This is a genomic window from Streptomyces achromogenes (assembly GCF_030816715.1).
GTDB classification, from domain to species: Bacteria; Actinomycetota; Actinomycetes; order Streptomycetales; family Streptomycetaceae; genus Streptomyces; species Streptomyces achromogenes_A.
Map to the genome: position 1 here is coordinate 2,165,313 of NZ_JAUSYH010000001.1, position 19,670 is coordinate 2,184,982.

At 74.1% G+C, this 19,670-nt stretch carries 21 protein-coding genes; 11 read left to right on the plus strand and 10 right to left on the minus strand.

Features of this window, described 5'->3' with window-relative positions; translation table 11 throughout:
* Positions 1–145 precede the first annotated feature (145 nt).
* Both QF032_RS09785 and QF032_RS09790 read left to right on the plus strand, forming a co-directional pair.
* Positions 146–1,675, plus strand: a complete 1,530-nt coding sequence (locus QF032_RS09785) for a S8 family peptidase (protein WP_307055761.1) — start codon at positions 146–148, stop codon at positions 1,673–1,675.
* Positions 1,676–1,813: 138 nt separating this feature from the next.
* Entirely contained in the window at positions 1,814–3,226 is a 1,413-nt protein-coding gene (locus QF032_RS09790; RefSeq protein ID WP_307055762.1) for a CoA transferase, read from the plus strand.
* Positions 3,227–3,239: 13 nt separating this feature from the next.
* On the opposite strand, the gene QF032_RS09795 is transcribed toward QF032_RS09790, so the two are convergent.
* The 3 genes from QF032_RS09795 to QF032_RS09805 all read right to left on the minus strand — a co-directional run bounded on the left by QF032_RS09795 (position 3,240) and on the right by QF032_RS09805 (position 5,751).
* Positions 3,240–3,920: a lysoplasmalogenase gene (locus QF032_RS09795; RefSeq protein WP_307055764.1), complete on the minus strand. Its 681-nt coding sequence runs from the start codon at positions 3,918–3,920 to the stop codon at positions 3,240–3,242.
* Positions 3,917–4,846: a sterol desaturase family protein gene (locus tag QF032_RS09800; protein WP_307041591.1), complete on the minus strand. Its 930-nt coding sequence runs from the start codon at positions 4,844–4,846 to the stop codon at positions 3,917–3,919. Before QF032_RS09800 ends, QF032_RS09795 begins: the two co-directional genes overlap by 4 nt.
* Before the next feature lie 194 nt (positions 4,847–5,040).
* Positions 5,041–5,751 carry a VIT1/CCC1 transporter family protein gene (locus tag QF032_RS09805; RefSeq protein WP_307041593.1) on the minus strand — a complete coding sequence of 237 codons (711 nt, stop codon included), beginning with the start codon at positions 5,749–5,751 and terminating at the stop codon, positions 5,041–5,043.
* A gap of 290 nt (positions 5,752–6,041) precedes the next feature.
* On the opposite strand from QF032_RS09805, the gene QF032_RS09810 reads away from it, so the two are divergent.
* The 3 genes from QF032_RS09810 to QF032_RS09820 all read left to right on the plus strand — a co-directional run bounded on the left by QF032_RS09810 (position 6,042) and on the right by QF032_RS09820 (position 8,302).
* Complete coding sequence (locus tag QF032_RS09810; RefSeq protein ID WP_307041595.1) at positions 6,042–7,043, plus strand: DEDDh family exonuclease; 1,002 nt, start codon at positions 6,042–6,044, stop codon at positions 7,041–7,043.
* Positions 7,044–7,179: 136 nt separating this feature from the next.
* Complete coding sequence (locus QF032_RS09815) at positions 7,180–7,413, plus strand: hypothetical protein (RefSeq protein WP_307041597.1); 234 nt, start codon at positions 7,180–7,182, stop codon at positions 7,411–7,413.
* 97 nt (positions 7,414–7,510) lie between these two features.
* Positions 7,511–8,302 carry an SURF1 family cytochrome oxidase biogenesis protein gene (locus QF032_RS09820; protein ID WP_307041599.1) on the plus strand — a complete coding sequence of 264 codons (792 nt, stop codon included), beginning with the start codon at positions 7,511–7,513 and terminating at the stop codon, positions 8,300–8,302.
* A gap of 64 nt (positions 8,303–8,366) precedes the next feature.
* Here QF032_RS09820 and QF032_RS09825 read toward each other — a convergent pair whose 3' ends face one another.
* Together QF032_RS09825 and QF032_RS09830 are read right to left on the minus strand one after the other, a co-directional pair.
* Positions 8,367–8,558 carry a YbdD/YjiX family protein gene (locus tag QF032_RS09825; RefSeq protein ID WP_306956154.1) on the minus strand — a complete coding sequence of 64 codons (192 nt, stop codon included), beginning with the start codon at positions 8,556–8,558 and terminating at the stop codon, positions 8,367–8,369.
* A 38-nt stretch (positions 8,559–8,596) separates the two neighbouring features.
* A complete protein-coding gene (locus QF032_RS09830) occupies positions 8,597–10,729 on the minus strand; it encodes a carbon starvation CstA family protein (protein ID WP_307055766.1) in 2,133 nt (710 codons plus the stop codon).
* Between the two features lie 227 nt (positions 10,730–10,956).
* Between QF032_RS09830 and QF032_RS09835 the strand changes: the two genes are divergently transcribed.
* From QF032_RS09835 to QF032_RS09855, 5 genes are read left to right on the plus strand one after another with little or no spacing between them, the layout of a single operon-like run.
* Complete coding sequence (locus tag QF032_RS09835) at positions 10,957–12,513, plus strand: sodium:solute symporter family protein (RefSeq protein ID WP_307041603.1); 1,557 nt, start codon at positions 10,957–10,959, stop codon at positions 12,511–12,513.
* Positions 12,514–12,533: 20 nt separating this feature from the next.
* The gene (locus QF032_RS09840; RefSeq protein ID WP_306953492.1) at positions 12,534–13,085 is read left to right on the plus strand and encodes an RNA polymerase sigma factor; all 552 of its coding nucleotides are present in this window, start codon (positions 12,534–12,536) and stop codon (positions 13,083–13,085) included.
* Positions 13,082–13,366, plus strand: a complete 285-nt coding sequence (locus tag QF032_RS09845) for a hypothetical protein (protein ID WP_307041605.1) — start codon at positions 13,082–13,084, stop codon at positions 13,364–13,366. The genes QF032_RS09840 and QF032_RS09845 overlap by 4 nt, the downstream gene beginning before the upstream one ends.
* A gap of 33 nt (positions 13,367–13,399) precedes the next feature.
* Positions 13,400–15,187, plus strand: coding sequence for a glycoside hydrolase family 15 protein (locus QF032_RS09850; protein ID WP_307041607.1), 1,788 nt, complete (start codon positions 13,400–13,402; stop codon positions 15,185–15,187).
* A 5-nt stretch (positions 15,188–15,192) separates the two neighbouring features.
* On the plus strand, positions 15,193–15,948 hold the full coding sequence (locus QF032_RS09855) for an SDR family oxidoreductase (protein WP_307055768.1): 756 nt from the start codon (positions 15,193–15,195) through the stop codon (positions 15,946–15,948).
* 236 nt (positions 15,949–16,184) lie between these two features.
* On the opposite strand, the gene amaP is transcribed toward QF032_RS09855, so the two are convergent.
* The 5 genes from amaP to QF032_RS09880 form a co-directional block, all read right to left on the minus strand.
* The gene (gene amaP / locus QF032_RS09860) at positions 16,185–16,763 is read right to left on the minus strand and encodes an alkaline shock response membrane anchor protein AmaP (RefSeq protein WP_307055770.1); all 579 of its coding nucleotides are present in this window, start codon (positions 16,761–16,763) and stop codon (positions 16,185–16,187) included.
* A 5-nt stretch (positions 16,764–16,768) separates the two neighbouring features.
* Positions 16,769–17,419, minus strand: a complete 651-nt coding sequence (locus tag QF032_RS09865) for a DUF6286 domain-containing protein (RefSeq protein ID WP_307055773.1) — start codon at positions 17,417–17,419, stop codon at positions 16,769–16,771.
* Positions 17,416–17,838: an Asp23/Gls24 family envelope stress response protein gene (locus tag QF032_RS09870; RefSeq protein WP_307041615.1), complete on the minus strand. Its 423-nt coding sequence runs from the start codon at positions 17,836–17,838 to the stop codon at positions 17,416–17,418. The genes QF032_RS09865 and QF032_RS09870 overlap by 4 nt, the downstream gene beginning before the upstream one ends.
* Positions 17,839–17,843: 5 nt before the next feature.
* Entirely contained in the window at positions 17,844–18,029 is a 186-nt protein-coding gene (locus QF032_RS09875) for a hypothetical protein (protein WP_062649848.1), read from the minus strand.
* A 65-nt stretch (positions 18,030–18,094) separates the two neighbouring features.
* Positions 18,095–18,577: an Asp23/Gls24 family envelope stress response protein gene (locus QF032_RS09880; protein ID WP_307041617.1), complete on the minus strand. Its 483-nt coding sequence runs from the start codon at positions 18,575–18,577 to the stop codon at positions 18,095–18,097.
* A gap of 103 nt (positions 18,578–18,680) precedes the next feature.
* Here QF032_RS09880 and QF032_RS09885 point away from each other — a divergent pair, with 103 nt between their 5' ends.
* Positions 18,681–19,610, plus strand: a complete 930-nt coding sequence (locus QF032_RS09885) for a hypothetical protein (RefSeq protein WP_307041620.1) — start codon at positions 18,681–18,683, stop codon at positions 19,608–19,610.
* Positions 19,611–19,670 lie beyond the last annotated feature (60 nt).

Sequence of the window (19,670 nt, forward strand, 5' to 3'; positions counted from 1 at the left end):
GGCGGCCTTGCTCGGAAGTCGTCGCCCCAGGTCGTTGCTGGCCGGCGAGTCAGTTGGATAGCTTCGGCTCAGCACCACCCGTCATGTACCTGCCGAGCAGACCTGTGCTCGGTCAGGTCCCCTTTCCGGATGATGTGGAGACCCCATGGCTCATCTGCCTTCCAGACGCCGCCTCGCACTCGCGGTGCCCGTCGTGCTGTCGCTGACCGCCTCCCTCGGCTTCCTGCCGACGGCGGCCTCCGCGGCTCCCGCCACGACGTCCGCCACCCGGGCGACCGACGCCCCGACGCTGGCGTACGTCGTCAACACGAGGGTGGACCACCGCACGATCGGGTCGGTGAAGAAGGCGATCGCCTCGGTCGGCGGCACCGTCGTCGCGTCGTACGAGCGGATCGGCGTGCTCGTCGTCCACTCGGCGAACCCCGACTTCGGTCCGCGGATACGCGCGGTGCGGGGTGTGCAGTCGGCCGGCGCCACCCGCACGACTCCACTGACCGCCGCCGGGACCACCGACGAGGGCGCGGTGCAGGTCCTGTCGAAGGCGGAGGCCGCGAAGGTCGCGAAGGCGTCCGGCTCGGCGGGCCAGAGTGAGCCCCTCGAGGCGGACCAGTGGGACCTGCGCGCGATAGGCGCCGACAAGGCCGCCACGATCAACCCGGGCAGCAAGAGGGTGACGGTCGCGGTGATCGACACCGGCGTCGACGACACCCACCCGGACCTCACCGCGAACTTCTCCGCGTCCCAGTCGGCGAACTGCGTCGGCGGCGTCGCGGACACCAGCGCGGGGGCCTGGCGTCCGTACACCGCGGAGGACTACCACGGCACCCATGTCGCCGGTGAGATCGCGGCCGCCCGCAACGGCGTAGGCGTCGCCGGCGTCGCACCGGGCGTCAAGGTCGCGAGCATCAAGGTGAGCGACCCCAAGGACGGCCTCTTCTACCCGGAGAACGTCGTCTGCGCCTTCGTGTTCGCCGCCGACCACGGCGTCGAGGTCACGAACAACAGCTACTACGTCGACCCGTGGCTGTACAACTGCATGGACGACCCGGACCAGAAGGCCATCGTCGACGCGGTCAACAGGGCCCAGTTGTACGCCCAGAAGAAGGGCACGCTCAACGTGGCCTCGGCGGGCAACTCCAACCACGACCTCGACTCCGACGCCATCGTGGACGAGTCCAGCCCCGACGACGCCACGCCGGTCCCGCGCACGATCGACCCGCACGAGTGCTTCGACGTGCCGACCCAGCTGCCGGGTGTCGTCACCGTGAGCGCCACCGGCGTCAAGGGCACCAAGTCGTACTACTCGACCTACGGTCTGGGCGCGATCGACGTGGCGGCCCCGGGCGGCGACAAGTACCAGATCCCGGACACGCCGTCGGCCAACGGGCGCATCCTGTCGACGCTGCCGAACAACACGTACGGCTACCTGCAGGGCACCTCGATGGCGTCGCCGCACGTGGCCGGCGTGGCCGCGCTGCTGAAGTCGACCCACCCGTACGCGAGCCCCGCCCAGCTGCGGGCGCTGCTCAAGCTCCAGGCGGACAGCACGGCGTGCCCGGCCGAGCCGTACGACGGTGACGGCAACGGCGTCGTGGACGCGACGTGCGTGGGCGGAAAGCGGTACAACGCCTTCTTCGGCCACGGCGTCGTGAACGCGCTGCGCGCCGTGAAGTAGTCGCGTCGCCGTCGCCGCCGTCACCGCGGCGCACGGGTTCGAGGGCCGGGCGGTCATCCGCCCGGCCCTTTCCCGTGCGACGACGCCGGCTCGACCGACCCACATATATTGATTGAATCAATAATGCATCATACAGTCATGACTGACATCAAGTTCGCATGGTCGGAACTGGGCGGCGATCCCGCTCTCCTCGCGCATGTGTCGACGGTCGTCCGGGAGGGCGCTCTGCCGTCGCGTCTGCCCGTGCGGCAGCTGGCGAGCGCCTGTGTGGGCGTGTGCGCGCTGGCCGCGGCCGAGCTGGGGGCGCGACGGGCGGGCCTGCCGAAGCCGCCACAGGTGCGGGTGGACGACGGAGCGGTGGCCGCGGCGTTCGTCAGTGAACGGCAGACGCTGGTCGACGACCGGGCTCCGGTGCTCTTCGCCCCGCTGTCCCGGTTCTGGCGGACCGCCGACGGCTGGGTGCGCACCCACGCCAACTACCCGCACCACCGCGAGCGCCTGCTGTGCGCGCTCGGCCTGCCCGCGGACGCCGACGGCGTGGACTCCCTGCCCGCCGCCGTCGAGGCCGTTCTCGCCGGACGCGGGGCACAGGACGTCGAGGACGCGGTGCAGGCGGCCGGCGGTCTGGCCGTCGCGGTGCGCACGCCGCGGCAATGGGCGGCGCACGAGCAGGCCGCCGCGATCGCCGGCCGGCCCCTGGTCGAGCGGGGCAGGCTGGACGGGGCACGCGCGCGTGCCTTCGCGCCGGTGGACGGCGGCCCCCTGCTGCCGGCCGCCGGAGTGCGCGTCCTGGACCTGACGCGGGTCCTCGCCGGGCCGGTCGCCACCCGCACCCTCGCCCTGCTCGGCGCGGACGTCCTGCGTGTGGACGCTCCCGGTCTGCCCGAGCTGCCCGACCAGCACGCCGACACGGGCTTCGGCAAGCGCTCGGCCCTGCTGGACCTCGCCGCGGACCGGCGGGCCTTCGAGGACTTGCTCGCGACGGCCGACGTTGTCGTCACCGGCTACCGGCCGGGCGCGCTCGACCGGTTCGGGCTCTCCCCCGAGGCGCTGGCCGAACGCCGGCCCGGAGTGGTCGTCGCGCAGGTGTCGGCGTGGGGGGCGTACGGGCCCTGGGGCGACCGGCGGGGCTTCGACAGCCTCGTGCAGGCGGCCACCGGCATCGCGGCCGTCGAGGGCTCGGCCGAGCAGCCCGGGGCGCTGCCGGCGCAGGCCCTGGACCACGGGAGCGGCTATCTGCTGGCAGCCGGCGTGCTGCGGGCGCTGACCGACCGGTCGGCCGACGGCGGCTCCCGCCTCGTCCGGCTGGCACTGGCCCGGACGGCGGCATGGCTGACCGAGGACGCCCGGACCGGCGCGCCAGGGGGCCCGGAACACGACGTGCGGCGGACCGGGGACGGCGGCGTCGACCTGTCGCCCTGGCTCGCGCGCGCCGACAGTCCCCTCGGACGGCTGCGGTACGCCCTGCCGCCGGTGCGCTTCGACGGCGGGCCGACCGACTGGGCGCGCCCGCCGGGCCGCTGGGGAGCCGATCCGGCCCGCTGGCTCTGAACGGCGGGGCCCGTCATCCGGGGCCGGCGGCCACCGGCAGGCTGTCGGCCCGTTCCCGCGCCGGGCGTCGCTCGCCGAGGGCGCCGCGGACCAGCAGGAACTGCGCGGCGAGGTAGGTGAGCATGATCCACAGGTCGGGGCGCGGCGGCTGCGGCCAGTCCGCGACGCCGGTGGCGATGAGCGTGTCGGAGAGCAGGAAGAGCGCGCCGCCGACGCCGGCGACGGGGCCGAGCCGGGTGCCGGCGGTGTAGGCCATGGCCGTGAGCAGGGTGCTGTAGACGGCGACGGGAAGGCGCAGCTCGGCGGGCAGATCGGGCCGAAGCAGGACGACCGTGGTGATCAGGGCGACGGCGTAGCAGGGAGCGAGGAGCAGGGCGCCCGTGCGGGACCGGCCGACGCGGGTGAACAGCACGAGGTAGCAGACGTGTCCGGCGGCGAAGCACGCCATGCCGGCGAGGAAGGCGGCGTCGGCGTCGAACAGCAGCAGGGTGTCGCCGCCCCAGCCGCACAGCAGGGCGGCGACGAGGAGCCGGGGCGCGCCGCGCAGGGCCGCCCAGGCGGCGAGGAGAGGCATCAGGAGCGGCTTGACGACGGCGTGTCCGGGCTCGAAGCCGACGGCGAGGCTGAGCAGGTCGACAACGGCGGCGAGCGCGAACAGGCAGAACAGGGCCGACGGGACGCGGGAACGGGTCACGCGGCGGTCGTCTCCCCGACCGGGGCGCCCGGCGGCGTGGGCGCGGGCGGGGCCGGCTCGGACGGGTTCGGCTCGGACGAGGCCGGCTCCGACGGGGCCGCCGGCTGCCAGCCCGGGCCGGCGAAGACCCGCCCCGCCCGTTCGCGCCAGCCCGACGCCGCCCTCACGTCCTTGGCGATCGCCACGTACTCGTGGGTCGCCACCTTGATCGGGTTGAACGTGTTGATGTTCTTGGTCAACCCGTACACGGGCCGGTCGGTCTCGGGTACGAAGGAGCCGAACAGCCGGTCCCACACGATGAGGATGCCGCCGAAGTTGCGGTCCAGGTAGCCGCCCTGGGAGGCGTGGTGGACGCGGTGGTGGGAGGGCGTGTTGAACACGAACTCGAACCACCGGGGCATCCGGTCGATCCGCTCGGTGTGGATCCAGAACTGGTAGACGAGGTTGGCCGAGGAGCAGAAGGCCAGCGCGGCCGGGTGGACGCCGGCGGCGACGAGCGGAACGTAGAAGGGCCAGACGGTCAGCGTGGTCCAGGGCTGGCGCAGGGCGGTGGTGAGGTTGAACTTCTCGCTGGAGTGATGGACCACGTGACAGGCCCAGAGCACCCGGATGACGTGGTGGCCGCGGTGGGACCAGTAGTAGAAGAAGTCCTGCGCCAGCAGCATCAGCGGGAGCGTCCACCACAGGACGGGCACGCGCAGCGGTGTGAGCTCGTAGATCGCGGTGTAGATCGCGACGATCGGGATCTTCCAGACGAAGTCGAGGACGAGGCTTCCCAGCCCCATGCCGACGCTGGTCACGGCATCCTTCGTCTGGTACCCGGCGGCGTCCTCGTCGGGATGGACGCGGACGCTGATGATCTCGATCACGGTGAGCAGCACGAAGGCGGGTATCGACCACAGCACGACATCGGGCAGGTTCGGCATGCAGGAACCGTAGAACCGCTGGTGGGCTGCGGCTAGACGGTGTTACCGACAAGTATTTCCTGGGGTACGCGCTTGCTTGTTGGTGATCCCCGCCAACCCGCGGCGGCGGACCCGCCCGCTTCACGCCTCCTTCACACCCCGCCGCCCCGCACGCACGCCTCCCCGCACTCCCTCGGCCTCGCGCCCGCGCCGCCTCACACCCCCGTGGCCCCCAGCAGTGATCCGACCACGTACGTCACCCCCATGGCGAGGGCCCCGCCGCCCACATTGCGCACCACCGCCCGCCCGGGGGGTGCGGCGCCCAGCCGCGCGCCGGACCAGCCCGTGGCGGTCAGGGCCACCAGGACGGACACGACGGTCACCGGGAGACGCAGGTCGGCCGGGGGCAGCACGACGGCCAGCAGCGGCAGCAGGGCGCCCACCGTGAAGGCGAGGAAGCTCGCCCAGGCCGCATGCCAGGGATTGGTGAGGTCGTCGGGGTCGATGCCGAGCTCCACGCGCGCGTGCGCCCGCAGGGCGTCCCGCTCCGTGAGCTGGACGGCCGCCTCCCGGGCCACGTCCCGGGACAGGCCCCGCTCCTCCAGCAGCTCCGTCAGCTCCTCCAGTTCGGCCTCGGGCTGCTCGCGCAGCTCCTGCCGCTCCAGCGCGAGCGCGGCCTTCTCGGAGTCCCGCTGGGTCGACACCGAGACGTACTCGCCCGCCGCCATGGACATCGACCCGGCGAGCAGCCCGGCGAGGCCGGCCGTCAGCAGCGCCGAGCGGTCGTCCGTCGCGCCGGCCACGCCGACGACGAGACCCGCGGTGGAGACGATGCCGTCGTTGGCGCCGAGGACCGCGGCGCGCAGCCAGTTGAGCCGGGATCCGAGCGAGCCGTCGTGGGCCTCTGCGTGGGTGGGTTCCGTCACAGGACGGAGGATGGCACCTCGCGGGCCGCGGGTCGCGTTGCGACGCCGGGCCGCACGCGAGGGTCCGGGCGGAGCGGCCGGGACGTGGACGAGGGGCGCCACGGACGGACGAGGGACGGAGAGGCGCAACGACAGGGAGCGCGGCCGGAGTTGCCCCGTCGTCGGCCTGCCCTCCGACGCACGCGTGCGTGCGCACCGCGAACTCCCGTGCGGCCCGGAGGACTTCCCGCGCCCGGTGCCGCGGGGCGGGGGCGGCGGGGTGTCGGTGCGGGCCCGTATCCTCAGTGACCATGCTCGAAGACCACACGACGACAGCGTCGTCCCCCACGGAGTGGCCGACCGCGTATCCCCGGGGATACGCGGTCGTTGACGTGGAGACCACCGGCCTGGCGCGGGACGACCGGATCATCTCCGCGGCCGTCTACCGGCTGGACGCGCGCGGTGAGGTCGAGGACCACTGGTACACGCTGGTCAACCCGCAACGCGACCCGGGTCCGGTGTGGATACACGGTCTGACGAGCGACGTGCTGGCGGGCGCGCCCCTCTTCCACGAGGTGGCGGAGGAGTTCGCCGCCCGGCTCGACGGCCGGGTGCTCGTCGCGCACAACGCGGTCTTCGACTGGCAGATGATCGCGCGGGAGTACGCGCGCGCGGAGCGCGAGGCGCCCGTGCGGCAGCGGCTGTGCACCATCGCGCTGTCCAAGGAGTTGGGCCTGCCGCTGCCCAACCACAAGCTGGAGTCGCTCGCGGCCCACTTCGGCGTCGTGCAGCAGCGGGCGCACCACGCGCTGGACGACGCACGCGTCCTCGCGGAGGCGTTCCGGCCGAGCCTGCGGGCCGCGGCGGAGGGCGGAGTCCGGCTGCCGCTGCTCGAGTGCCGGCCGCTGACGGAGTGGGCCGACCGTCCGGCGTCCCTGATCGGGCGGCAGGCGGGCGGTCCGGGCGGCGGCTACGGCGGCTACCGGCCCAGCAGTTGGCGGCCGTCCCGCAAGAGGCCGGTGTGCCCGCACCCGAACCCCGGGCGGTACGAGGACGGCAAGAGGCTCAAGCAGGGCATGCGGGTCGCCTTCTCGGGCGACACCTCGGTCGAGCGCGAGCTGCTGGAGGACCGTGCCGCCGAGGCGGGACTGCATGTCGCCACCAGCCTGTCCCGGCTGACCAGCCTGCTGGTCACCAACGACCCCGACTCGGGCACGTCGAAGGTGGTGAAGGCGCGGCAGTTCGGCACGCCCGTGGTGGACGAGGCCGCGTTCGGGCAGCTCCTGCGGGATGTGGAGCCCGCCGACGAGTGACCGGCGCGGACGGCTGGGCACCCGCGGGCACGGCTGCGCGAAGCCGCCGGCGCCGACCGGTGCGTACGGGTGATTGCCGCGCGACTCGCCCGCCGCCCGCTCGCCCGCGCGGGGGCGACGGCTCACCCTGTGGCGCATGGCGAGATGCGAAGTTTGCGGCAATGACTACGGAATGACCTTCGAGGTGCACGCGCAGGGCGCGGTCCACGTCTTCGACTGCTTCTCCTGTGCGATCCATCGCATGGCCCCCATCTGCGAGCACTGCAGGGTGCAGATCATCGGCCAGGGCGTCGAGGTGGAGGGTCACTGGTACTGCGGCGCGCACTGCGCCCGCGCGGAGGGCCGGGTGGGGATCGTCGACAGGGTCTGAGCCCGCGCCCGGCCGGCGGCCCGTGGCGGCCGGCCGCCGAGGACGTCCCGCGGCACCCGGCCGCATGCGCCCCACGACCGAGTTGTACGGTCGTGGGGTGTACCGCTTCCTGTTGTCCCGGCAGTGGGTGATCCTCACGCTGGTCTCCCTCCTCCTCATCCCCACGATGATCAGGCTGGGCTTCTGGCAGATGCACCGCTACGAGGAGCGCACCGCGCGCAACCAGCTCGTCTCCGACGCGCTGTCCTCCGACGCGGTGCCCGTCGAGAGGCTGACCGCCGTCGGCCACGTCGTCACCCGCGGCGAGCGGTACCGCAACGTGAGCGCCACCGGCGTCTTCGACACCGGCCACGAGGTCGTCGTCCGGCGCCGGGTCAACGCCGACGACACGGTCGGCTTCCACGTCCTCACCCCGCTCGTCCTGACGGACGGCAAGGTGCTGCTGGTCAACCGGGGCTGGATCCCCGCGGACGGCCCGACCCAGACCGCCTTCCCCGAGATCCCCGCGCCGCCCGCCGGCAGGGTCACGGTCACCGGTCGGCTGATGCCCGACGAGACGACCGCGGCGAGCGGCATCAAGGACCTCAAGGGGCTCCCGGACCGGCAGGTCATGCTGATCAACAGCGAGCGGGAGTCCCGGCGGCTCGGCACACAGGTGCTCGGCGGCTACATCGCGCTGACGGCCCCCGCGCCCAAGGGCGACAGCCCCGAGCTGCTGGGCCCGCCCGGCAGCGAGGACGCGGCGCTGAACTTCGCGTACACCATCCAGTGGTGGCTGTTCGCCGCCGGCGTCCCCGTCGGCTGGCTGATCCTGGTCCGCCGCGAGGCGCGCGAGCGGGCCGCGGCGGCCGCCCGGGAGCCGGAGCCGGCCGAGCCGGCGACGGTGTAGCACCGCCGGCCCGGCCGAACCCCGCCACGCCCGCCGCACCCTGTGCGCTCCGGTGTCCCGCGCGTCAGCAGCAGCGGCTCTGCGGATGCTCCTCGCGGTGCCGGCTGCGCAGCGCCTGGTACTCGCGCGGGGTCGGGACCGGAGCGAGCGGGTGGTGGCGCCGGCGCCGCTCGCAGTAGCGGTCGTACTCCCCCTCGCCGGTCAGCTCGCGCAGGTACCAGCGCACGGCCCGCGCCCAGCCCACGGCCGCCCGCAGGAGCCGGCGCCCCGCCCGCGCCCCGCGCACGGTGACGCTCACGATCCCACCGCGGCCGGCACGTCGATCCGGGACTCGACGAAGGGCGCCTCGGTCGTCGGCAGCGGAGCCGACGAGCGCACGGCCCGTACGCACACCACCGCCGCGTTCACGATCACCACGGCGACCAGCAGCAGGAACACGGCGATCAGCACGCCGTCCACCGTGGAGTTGGCGACCACCGTGTGCATGTCGGCAGCCGACTTGGCGGGCGCCAGCACCTGCCCGGCGTCGAGGGCGTCGGCGTACCGGGCGCGCTGGGCGAAGAAGCCGATCCTGGGGTCGTCGGAGAAGATCTTCTGCCAGCCGGCGGTGAAGGTGATCGCCACGACCCAGGCCAGCGGCACACCCGTCACCCAGGCCCAGCGCAGCCGCCCGGACTTGATCAGCACCGTCGTGCACACGGTCAGGGCGATGGCGGCCAGCAGCTGGTTGGCGATGCCGAAGAGCGGGAAGAGCTGGTTGATCCCGCCGAGCGGGTCCGTGGCGCCGCTGTACAGGAAGTAGCCCCAGGCGGCGACGACCAGACCGCTGCAGAGCCAGATGCCGGGCTTCCAGTTGACCCGGCCGACCGGCTTCCACACGTTGCCGAGCATGTCCTGGAGCATGAAGCGGCCGACGCGGGTGCCGGCGTCCACCGTGGTCAGGATGAACAGCGCCTCGAACATGATGGCGAAGTGGTACCAGAACGCCTTCATCGCGGTGCCGCCGAAGACGCCGGAGAAGATCTCCGACATGCCGACAGCGAGGGTGGGGGCGCCGCCGGAGCGGGCGATCAGGGTCTGCTCCTCGACCGCCCTGGCGGCGGAGGTGAGCTGGTCGGGGCTGATGGTGAAGCCGAGGCCCGCGACCGCGTGGGACGCCGACCCGGCCGTCGCGCCCAGCAGTCCGGCCGGCGCGTTCATCGCGTAGTACAGGCCCGGCTCCAGGGTGGCCGCGGCGATCAACGCCATGATCGCGACGAACGACTCCATCAGCATCGCGCCGTAGCCGATGAGCCGGACCTGGGACTCCTTCTGGATCAGCTTGGGCGTCGTCCCGGACGAGACGAGCGCGTGGAAGCCGGACAGCGCGCCGCAGGCGATGGTGATGAAGAGGAACGGGAACAGCGCCCCCGCGAAGACGGGTCCCGCGCCCGACGAGGCGAAGTCGCTGACCGCGTCCGTCCTGAGCACGGGCGCGGCCACGACCACGCCGACCGCCAGCAGCGCGATGGTGCCGATCTTCATGAAGGTGGAGAGGTAGTCGCGCGGGGCGAGCAGCATCCACACCGGCAGGACGGACGCGACGAAGCCGTACCCGACGAGGCAGAAGACGAGGGTCGTCGGACTGAGCGTGAAGGCGCCGGCCAGCGAGGAGTTCTGCACCCAGCTGCCGCCCACGATCGCGAGCAGCAGCAGCGCCACGCCGATGAGGCTGGTCTCCACGACCCGGCCCGGGCGGATGCGGTGCAGCCAGAAGCCCATGAACAGGGCGATGGGCACGGTCATCGCGACGGAGAACGTCCCCCAGGGCGAGTGGGCGAGCGCGTTGACCACGACCAGCGCCAGCACGCCCAGCAGAATGATCATGATGGCGAAGACGGCGACGAGGGCCGCCGCTCCGCCCGCGCGGCCGATCTCGTCGCGGGCCATCTGCCCGAGCGAGGTGCCGTCCCGGCGCATGGAGAGGAACAGCACGACCATGTCCTGCACCGCGCCCGCGAAGATCACTCCGGCGACGATCCACAGGGTGCCGGGCAGATAGCCCATCTGGGCCGCGAGCACGGGTCCCACCAGGGGGCCCGCGCCGGCGATCGCGGCGAAGTGGTGGCCGAGCAGGACCCGGCGGTCGGTGGGCTGGAAGTCGACGCCGTCCTCGAGGCGTTCGGCGGGGGTGGCCCGGCGGTCGTCCGGGCGCAGCACGCGGCGGGCGATGAAGCGGGAGTAGAAGCGGTAGGCGATGGCGTACGAGCCGAGGGCCGCGACCACCAGCCAGACCGCCGAGATCCGCTCCCCCCGGGCGAGGGCGACGACACCCCAGGCGACGGCGCCGAGCAGCGCGACGGCCGCCCACAGCAGGACGGATCTCAGTGACATACGCGACTTTTCCGGCCCCGGAAGACCGGTTGCGGGCAGGGTGGACACAGACATGGCGGCTCCTCGCCTGGGCGGTGCGGCGCGCCTCGTGACACGGGGCGCCAGGAGATCAGCGACGGGCGGCTCTCCCCGCTCGCTGTCGGTCTGTGCAAGAGTTGCCCGCCCGCCGGAACCGGTTGACAGCGAATTCCCCGTGGATTTTCCGCCGCCTCCCGGTCAACCGAACCGGCCGTCCGCGCAACTGAACCGGTGAGGGACAGGCACACCAAGGACGGTGACCCATGGCCGACGGCGCCATGACCACGACGTTCCTCGCCGTGATCGGCGGGGCGTCGCTGCTCGCCGCGACCGCGCGCAGGCTTCGCCCCAGCGACCGGCTGCCCTCCCTGGAGGGCTGGGCGCTCGCCGACCGCTCCCTCGGCCCCGTCTGGACGTGGCTGCTGCTCGGCGGCACGATCTTCACCGCCTACACCTTCACCGCCGTCCCGGGACTGGCGTACGGCAACGGGGCGTCCGCGTTCTTCGCCGTGCCGTACACCGTGATCGTCTGCCCGCTCGCCTTCGTCCTGCTGAGCCGCCTGTGGAGCGTGGCCCGCAGCAAGGGCTACGTCACGGCCGCCGACTTCGTGCGCGGGCGCTACGGGTCCTCGCCGCTGGCCCTCGTGGTGGCGCTGACCGGGATCCTCGCGACGATGCCGTACCTGGCGCTGCAACTGCTCGGGATACGCGCGGTGCTGACGGCCGGCGGCCTGTATCCGCGCGGCGCGGCCGGGGACCTGGTCATGGTGGCGCTGTTCGCGGGGCTCGCGGTGGCCACCTACCGGCACGGGCTGCGGGCGCCCGCGGTCATCTCCGCGCTGAAGGCGGTCGCCGTGTTCGTGTCGCTGACCGCCGTGTGCTGGCTGGTGCTCCAGCGGCTCGGCGGGCCGGGCGCCGTCTTCGAGGGCGCCGCCCGGCGGTCCGGCGCACCCGACGTGGCGCACTCCTCGCTGGTCCTCACCGACGGACAGCGGCCCGCCTACGCCACCCTCGCGCTGGGTTCCGCGCTGGCCCTGCTGATGTACCCGCACGTGCTCACCGCCGGGTTCGCCGCCGACGGACCGCGCACCCTGCGCAAGGTCGCCGCGGCGCTGCCGGTGTGGACGGGGCTGCTCGCCCTCTTCGGCCTGCTCGGCGTCGCCGCCGTCGCGGCCGGGGTGCGGGCCCCGGCCGGGGGCGCCGAGGCGGCCGTGCCGATGCTCGTCGACCGGCTGATGCCCGCCGCGCTGGCCGGGCTGGTGTTCGCCGCGATCACCGTGGGGGCGCTGGTCCCGGCCGCCGTCATGTCGATCGCGGCCGCCACGAGCTTCGTCCGCAACGTGTACGTCGAGTACGTCCATCCGACGGCCACGCCCAAGCGGCAGGTGCGGATCGCCAAGGCCGTCTCGCTGACCGCGAAGGCGGGCGCGGTGGCCTTCGTGTTCGGGCTGCGCGACCAGGACGCCGTCAACCTCCAGCTGCTCGGCGGGGTGTGGATCCTGCAGGTCTTCCCCGCCGTGGCCGTCGGGCTGTTCACCGGCCGGCTGCACCCGCGGGCGCTGCTCGCCGGCTGGGCGGCCGGCATGGCCGCCGGGACCTACCTCGTGGTGCGCGAGGGGTTCTCCGCCACCGTCAGCCTCGGCTTCGGGCCGATGACGGTCTACGCCGGGCTGGTGGCCCTGCTGCTCAACCTGACCGTCGCGGCCGCCGGCACCGCGGTCCTCGAACGCCTGCGCGTCCCCCGCGGCGCCGACACCACCGACCTGCCCTCCCGCCTGGTCCTCAGGCGGCGTCCCGAGACGGGAGCGAACCACCCGTGAGACGCAGACACCCCCTCCCCGTGCAGGAGCCCCCCGTGGAGCCGCTCGCCCCCGTGCCGGGCGATCCGGCCGACCTGGAACGCGAGGCCGGTCTCGCCCGGCTCTTCGAACTGCACTACTCCTCGATGCTGCGGCTGGCCGTGCTGCTCGGCGCGGACGACCCGGAGAACGTGGTCGCCGAGGCGTACTACCAGATCTACCGGAAGTGGCGGCGGCTGCGGGACGTCGAGGCGGCGGAGGCCTATCTGCGCTCCACCGTCTGCAATCTGACCCGGATGCGGATACGGCATCTACAGGTCGCCCGCCGGCATGTGGAGAGCCCGCCGCAGCTGCCGGAGGAGACCGTCGCCTCCGCGGAGAGCGCCGCGCTGCTGCGCGACGACCAGCGCGTGCTGATCGACGCGCTCCAGCAGCTGCCGGCCCGGCAGCGCGAGGCGCTCGTGCTGCGGCACTGGCTCGGCCTGAAGGAGAGCGAGATCGCCGCCGCCATGGGCATCTCCCGCGGGTCCGTCAAAACCCACACCTCGCGCGGCCTCGCCGCGCTCACCCAGGCGATGGAGGCCCGGCGATGAACCCCACGGACCGCACCGAGCGGGAGCTGCGGGAGGCGCTGGAGGCGCTGGCCGACGGCGTGCGGCCGGCTCCGGACGCCTATCGCACCGCCCGCGGCGACTGGCTGCGGCGCGAACGCCGGCGACGGCTCGTGCTGGCCGTGCTGATCGCCGTCGTCTTCGCCCTGGCCACGCTGATCGGCCTGTGGGTGCTGAACCGGGCGCCGTCGGACCGGGGCGTCGTCTTCTCGTCGACGGCCGCCCCCGCGCACCCGACGTCACTCACCCGGCCGCACCCCTGATTGCCTCCCCGGTTCGCCGGGAAACCGCAAGGCGTGCACCCCCGCATCGAGGACTACGCCCTCATCGGCGACGAGCAGACCGCCGCCCTGGTCGGCATGGACGGTTCCGTCGACTGGCTCTGTCTGCCCCGCTTCGACTCCGGAGCCTGCTTCGCCCGCCTCCTCGGCGGCGAGGAGAACGGCCACTGGCGCATCGCCCCACGGGACGTGACGGGCGCCTGCACCCGGCGCGGCTACCGGCCCGACACGCTCGTCCTGGACACCGAGTGGGAGACCGAGGACGGCGCGATCCGGGTCACCGACCTGATGCCGCAGCGCGATCAGGCCCCCGACGTGGTGCGCGTCGTCGAGGGGCTGCGCGGCCGGGTCACCGTCCGCAGCACACTGCGGCTGCGCTTCGACTACGGCTGGGTCGTGCCGTGGATGCGCCGCGCCGACGGCCATCACGTGGCGGTCGCCGGACCCGACGCGGTCTGGTTCCGCAGCGAACCGGGCGTGCACACCTGGGGCGAGGACTTCACCACGTACTCCGAGTTCACCCTCGCCGAGGGCGAGTCGGTCGCCTTCGTGCTCACCTGGCACCCCTCGCACGAGTCCCGCCCGGCGCTCGTCGACCCGTACGAGGCGCTCGCCACCAGCGTCGACGACTGGCGGCGATGGGCCGCCCGCTGCCGCTACACCGGCCCCCACCGGGACGCCGTCGTCCGCTCCCTGATCACCCTCAAGGCGCTCACCTTCCAGCCGACCGGCGGCATCGTGGCCGCGCTCACCACCTCCCTGCCCGAGGAGCTGGGCGGCGTCCGCAACTGGGACTACCGCTTCTGCTGGCTGCGCGACTCCACCCTCACCCTCGGCGCCCTCCTCGCGGCCGGGTACGAGGAGGAGGCCGAGGCGTGGCGCAACTGGCTGCTGCGCGCCGTCGCGGGCGACCCGGCGGACCTGCAGATCATGTACGGGCTGTCCGGCGAGCGGCGGCTGCCCGAGTGCGAGCTGCCCTGGCTCTCCGGCTACCAGGGCTCCAGGCCCGTGCGCATCGGCAACGGCGCCGTGCAGCAGCTCCAGCTGGACGTCTACGGCGAGGTGATGGACTCCCTGTCGCTGGCCCGGACCTCGGGCATGTCGCCGCGGCCGCACATGTGGTCCCTGCAGTGCGCGCTGATGAACTGGCTCAGCGACAACTGGCGGCAGCCGGACGAGGGGCTGTGGGAGGTGCGCGGCGGGCGGCGGCAGTTCGTGCACTCCAAGGTCATGGTGTGGGTGGCCGCCGACCGGGCCGTCCGCGCGCTGGAGGCGTACCCGAAGCTCAGCGGCGACCTGACGGGCTGGCGGGACCTGCGCGACGAGGTGCATCGCGAGGTGTGCGAGAAGGGCTACGACCCGCGGCGCAACACGTTCACCCAGTACTACGGCTCGGCCGAACTGGACGCCGCCCTGCTGCTCATCCCGCGCGTCGGTTTCCTGCCGCCGGACGACCCGCGCGTCGTCGGCACCGTCGACGCGATCCGTGCGGAGCTCGGGCACGACGGCCTGCTGCGCCGCTACAGCACCGAGGGCGCGGCCGTCGACGGGCTGCCGGGCGACGAGGGCGCCTTCCTGGCCTGCTCGTTCTGGCTCGCCGACGCCCTGCACATGACGGGCCGCACCAAGGAGGCACGGGAGCTGTTCGAACGGCTCGTGGGCCTGACCAACGACGTGGGGCTGCTGGCGGAGGAGTACGACCCGGTGGCCGGCCGCCACCTCGGCAACCACCCTCAGGCGTTCAGCCACATCGGCCTGGTGAACACCGCCCTCGCCCTGTTCGACGGGGAGGAGGCAGGATAGGAGCCATGGATCTTGGACTGAAGGACCGGGTGTACGTCGTCACCGGGGCCACCCGCGGACTCGGCAACGCCGCCGCGCGCGAGCTCGTCGCGGACGGCGCGAAGGTCGTCCTCACCGGGCGGGACGAGAAGCGCGTCGCCGACGCCGCGGCCGAGCTGGGGCCGAACGCCCTCGGCGTCGCCGTGGACAACGCCGACCCCGGCGCGGCCGCCCGGCTGATCGCGGTGGCCCGGGACGCCTTCGGCGGGTTCGACGGGGTGCTGGTGAGCGTGGGCGGCCCGCCGCCCGGGTTCGTCGCCGACAACACGGACGAGCAGTGGCAGAGCGCCTTCGAGTCGGTGTTCCTCGGAGCGGTCCGGCTCGCCCGGGCGGCCGCCGCCGAGCTGGAGGCGGGCGGGGTCATCGGGTTCGTGCTGTCGGGCTCGGTGCACGAGCCGATTCCCGGGCTGACCATCTCCAACGGCCTGCGGCCCGGGCTCGCCGGGTTCGCCAAGTCGCTCTCCGACGAGCTGGGGCCGCGCGGGATCCGGGTGGTCGGCCTGCTGCCGGCGCGCATCGACACCGACCGGGTGCGGGAGCTGGACGGCCTGTCGGCCGACCCCGAGGCGACCCGGGCCGCGAACGAGTCCCGGATTCCGCTGCGGCGCTACGGCCTTCCGGAGGAGTTCGGGCGTACGGCGGCGTTCCTGCTGTCGCCGGCCGCCTCCTACCTGACCGGCCTCATGCTGCCCGTCGACGGCGGTATGCGGCACGGGTTCTGAGCGGCACACACCGCCGCACCGGCAGGCCCGGCCGGTCGCGCACGCCCCGCGACGCCACGTCGTCGGGCCCGGCCTGCCGGGCCGGGCCCGCGCCTTCCCCGTCGGACGGCGACCCGATCCGACCCGTGCGGACCGCCGCCCGCCGGCACACACCGAGCGGCACCCCGCCGAGCGCGTACGTCCCGCAACGGGCCGCCGGCGCGAACGCCCGGGCCGGGCCCGCGCCTTCGCGTCGTTCAGGAGACCCTCTCCGACTTGTGCCTGGCGGCCGTCAGACGGACCTCGGCCGGCAGGGCCCGCAGCGCCGCCGAGTCCCGCGCGTGGGCGAGCGCGCGGGCACTGAGGTCGTCCAGGACGGCCACCGGCTCCGCGTGCGGCTCCAGCAGCAGACGCGCCCGCGCCTCGGGGGCCTCGCTCCGCCCGGTCAGCCGGACGTGCGCCTGGGCGACGCCGTCCAGCCGGGAGGCCTCACCCGACAGCACTCCTTCCAGGGCGGGGCCCCGCAGCAGCGCACCCGCGCCGTCTGAGGTGTCGACGACGACCTCGGCGAGCCGGCGGCGGTGCAGGACCGCGCTCAGCCACCACAGCGCGAGCAGGACGAGAACGGCCAGGACGGCGATGACCGTCGGCCACCACCACGCCTCGCCGCGCCAGCGGGTGCGTTCGGCGACGCTGAGGAGCGCGTCGTGCGGGCCGTCGTGCAGCCACCAGGACGGCGGCGGCGCACCCAGCCCCACGGCCAGCACCGCGCCGCCGACCGCGAGCAGCACCAGTCCGACGACGGCGAGGAGCACACGGTTGACGGTCCCGGGCATCGCCCTCACCCCTTCTTCCCGGCCCGGCGCACATGGACGGAGAGCGCGAGCGGCCGGACCAGCCCCAGTCCGTGGACCGCTTCGGTGAGGACGGAGTCCAGGTCGGCGCGGACCTCGTCCAGGTCGCGGAAGTGGGAGACGACCGACACGTCGGCCTTGCGACGGCCGGCCCGCGCCCGCGCCGACCGCACGCCGGCGACCTCCATGGCCCGGTCGCGCAGCACCATGGCGGCGGCGTCACGGTGGAGCCCGGCGCGTACGTCGGGGCGGGGGCGGCGCATCGGAAGCAGCTGCCGGACCCCGGGCGTGACGGCCAGGACGACCAGCCACAGGCCGAGGGCGGCCGCGCCCCCGGCGCCGACGAGCACCCCTGGATCGTCGAGGGGCCGCTCGGCGAGCTGGTGGGCGAGTCCGCGCCGCCACGCCATGGCGGGCCGGTGGGCGCGGACGGCGACCACGTCGTAGAGAAACACCCCCGCTACCGCCGCCAGCAGGACCGCGACGACGCCGCCCGGGACCCGGCGAGCCGACCAGAACCGGTGGTCGGCGGGGCGCCGGCCGCCGGGACCATCCCCCTGACCGGGCGGGGCGGCGTCCTCGGTGCTCCTCTCCAGGACGGGCGCCCCGCCCTGCTGCAAGCCTCCGGGCTCGCTCATCGCGTCCTCCCGTGTGCCGCGCCGGGGTCCGGCGCCAGGTGGAGCCGTTCGACCTGGACGGCGACCTCCGGAACCGTCATTCCCGCCAATGCGCCTACCCGCTCGGTGACATGCCGACGCACGGCGCGACAGCGGGCGCCGAGGTCGCTCGGGTAGTCGAGTTCCAGGTGCACATGGACGTGCGCGGCGTCGACGGGGCCTCGCCCGCCCGAGCCGGGGTGCACGTGCGGGCGGACGACGACGGTGGCGTGCGGGCGTCCGGCGTCGAGCGGCAGCGGACCCACCGCCTCGCGCGCGGCCTGTGCGGCGATCTTCGCCACAACCCGGTCGGCGATGCGGGTCGCGCCGCGTTCGCCCGGAGGGATGACGGCGGCCCGGCGTGCGCCGAGCGCGGCGCCGGCGTCGCTTCCCCCGCTCACCAAGCTCACCGGCGCCGGTCGTCGCGGGTGCGGAAGAAGTCGCCGAGTTCCAGGTCCCCTTCCAGGAACCGGCCGACGACGAACCCGACGGCGCCCAGCGCCGCCACCAGCAGGAAGGCCCCGAACCCGCCGAAGTACCCGGCGAAGCCCAGCGCCATGCCGGCGATCATGCCGACCACGGCCATGCTCACGCTGCACTCCCCTCGGCGGTCCGGTCACCCGGCCGTCTGCGTCTCATCTGCGCCTCATCTGCGTCTCACTGGATCCGGGGTTCCGGCTCCTCGTCCTCTTCGTCGGGCAGTTTGACGTCGCTCACCGCGATGTTGACCTCGACGACCTCCAGGCCCGTCATCCGCTCCACCGCCGCGATCACGTTCTCCCGCACGGCCTGGGCGACGTCGGCGATGGCCACGCCGTAGTCGACGACGATCTCGAGGTCGAGCGCCGTCTGTACCTCGCCGACCTCGGCCTTGACGCCCCGGGAGACCGACTTCGAGCCGCCGGGCACCCGGTCTCGCACGGCGCCGAAGGTGCGGCTTATGCCGCTTCCCATGGCATGCACACCGAGGACGTCGCGGGCCGCGAGGCCGGCGATCTTCTCCACGACCCCGTCGGCGACGGTGGTGCGCCCCCGGCTCGCCGGGGCCCCGCCGCCGCGCCGGGTCGCCTTGCGGGTCTGGAAGGGCTCGGTACCGCCGTCGGGGGTCTGCGTACGGATCTGCTCCGTTGACTCGCTCATCGCCGTACGTCCTTACGTCCGGTTCGTTTCGTTTCGTCGTCCCTTTCGACCACGGTAAGCGCGGTTGCCCGACCTCGCCCCGGGAATGCGGCAGGCTGGAGCAATGACGTCGGACGGATGGACGGGCGCGGTGCGGCACCGGCCGGGCCTCGGCAGACTGCTTCCCCTCGGCGGGCCCCGGGACGGTGCGTGGCTCACCGAGGCGGCCGCGGAGGCGGTGCTGCGCCGGGCGGCGCGGCACGTTGCGGGCGTGCGGCTGGGAGTGCTGCGGCTCGGGCTCGCCGATCCGGACGGGCCGTTCGAGTCCGCCGTGCCGGCTCCGCCGAGCGCGCTGCCGCCGGGGCCGCTGCGAGTGACCGCGGAGTGCGCGGCGTCGGCCTCCGAGCCGCTGCCGACGACGACGGCACGGTTGCGCAGCGCCCTGGCGTCGACGGCCGCGGAGCGGCTCGGACTGGTGGTGTCGGAGGTCGACCTGCGGGTGACGGACCTGCTCGGCACCGAGCCGGTCAGGGAGGCCACGGGCGCGAGGCCGGACGTGGAGTCGGGCACGGCGGCAGACCCGAGGCCGGCCGTCGAGGTGGGCGGCGTGGGCGCGGGCACGAGGTCGGACGTCGAGGAGGGCCTGGGCGCGGGCACGCGGCCGGGGACGGGGCCCGAGCCCGGTCGGCAGCCCCTGCCGGGCGTCACACCGGCGTCGGCTCCGGCCCCGCCCCCGGTGCCGGCCCCACCCCCGGTGCCGGTGGCGGCCCCGGTGCCGGCCGGATCCGTTCTGGCGGGTGACGAGGCCCTCGCGGCCGCGGCGGCCCTGGCGGTGCCGGGGGTGACCGGCACGAGCGGCGTCCTCGGACGGGCGGTCCGGATCGAGGAGCGTGACGACATGACGGCGACCCTGCCGCGCCGCCACGCCCAGCTGGAGATCACGGCGGCGGCCACCCACCGCACGCTGGACGTGGCGCTCGCGGTCCGCGCCACCGTGTCGGCGGCCCTGCCGGACCGTCCGACGGTCACGGTGCTGGTGACGGCGGTCGACTGAGCGCGGTCGGCCGGCATCCGCCCGCCCCCGCAGAGGCCGGCCGGACGGGTCGCACCGGCT

Excerpts from the sequence above, each read along its gene's own strand:
- QF032_RS09815 (WP_307041597.1), top strand. The coding sequence starts at position 7,180 with ATGGCGAGATGCGAAGTTTGCGGCAATGACTACGGAATGACCTTCGAG.
- QF032_RS09830 (WP_307055766.1), bottom strand. The coding sequence starts at position 10,729 with ATGTCTGTGTCCACCCTGCCCGCAACCGGTCTTCCGGGGCCGGAAAAG.
- QF032_RS09845 (WP_307041605.1), top strand. The coding sequence starts at position 13,082 with ATGAACCCCACGGACCGCACCGAGCGGGAGCTGCGGGAGGCGCTGGAG.
- QF032_RS09880 (WP_307041617.1), bottom strand. The coding sequence starts at position 18,577 with ATGAGCGAGTCAACGGAGCAGATCCGTACGCAGACCCCCGACGGCGGT.
- QF032_RS09865 (WP_307055773.1), bottom strand. The coding sequence starts at position 17,419 with ATGAGCGAGCCCGGAGGCTTGCAGCAGGGCGGGGCGCCCGTCCTGGAG.
- QF032_RS09885 (WP_307041620.1), top strand. The coding sequence starts at position 18,681 with ATGACGTCGGACGGATGGACGGGCGCGGTGCGGCACCGGCCGGGCCTC.
- QF032_RS09810 (WP_307041595.1), top strand. The coding sequence starts at position 6,042 with ATGCTCGAAGACCACACGACGACAGCGTCGTCCCCCACGGAGTGGCCG.
- QF032_RS09790 (WP_307055762.1), top strand. The coding sequence starts at position 1,814 with ATGACTGACATCAAGTTCGCATGGTCGGAACTGGGCGGCGATCCCGCT.
- QF032_RS09855 (WP_307055768.1), top strand. The coding sequence starts at position 15,193 with ATGGATCTTGGACTGAAGGACCGGGTGTACGTCGTCACCGGGGCCACC.
- QF032_RS09800 (WP_307041591.1), bottom strand. The coding sequence starts at position 4,846 with ATGCCGAACCTGCCCGATGTCGTGCTGTGGTCGATACCCGCCTTCGTG.
- QF032_RS09785 (WP_307055761.1), top strand. The coding sequence starts at position 146 with ATGGCTCATCTGCCTTCCAGACGCCGCCTCGCACTCGCGGTGCCCGTC.
- amaP (WP_307055770.1), bottom strand. The coding sequence starts at position 16,763 with ATGCCCGGGACCGTCAACCGTGTGCTCCTCGCCGTCGTCGGACTGGTG.
- QF032_RS09835 (WP_307041603.1), top strand. The coding sequence starts at position 10,957 with ATGGCCGACGGCGCCATGACCACGACGTTCCTCGCCGTGATCGGCGGG.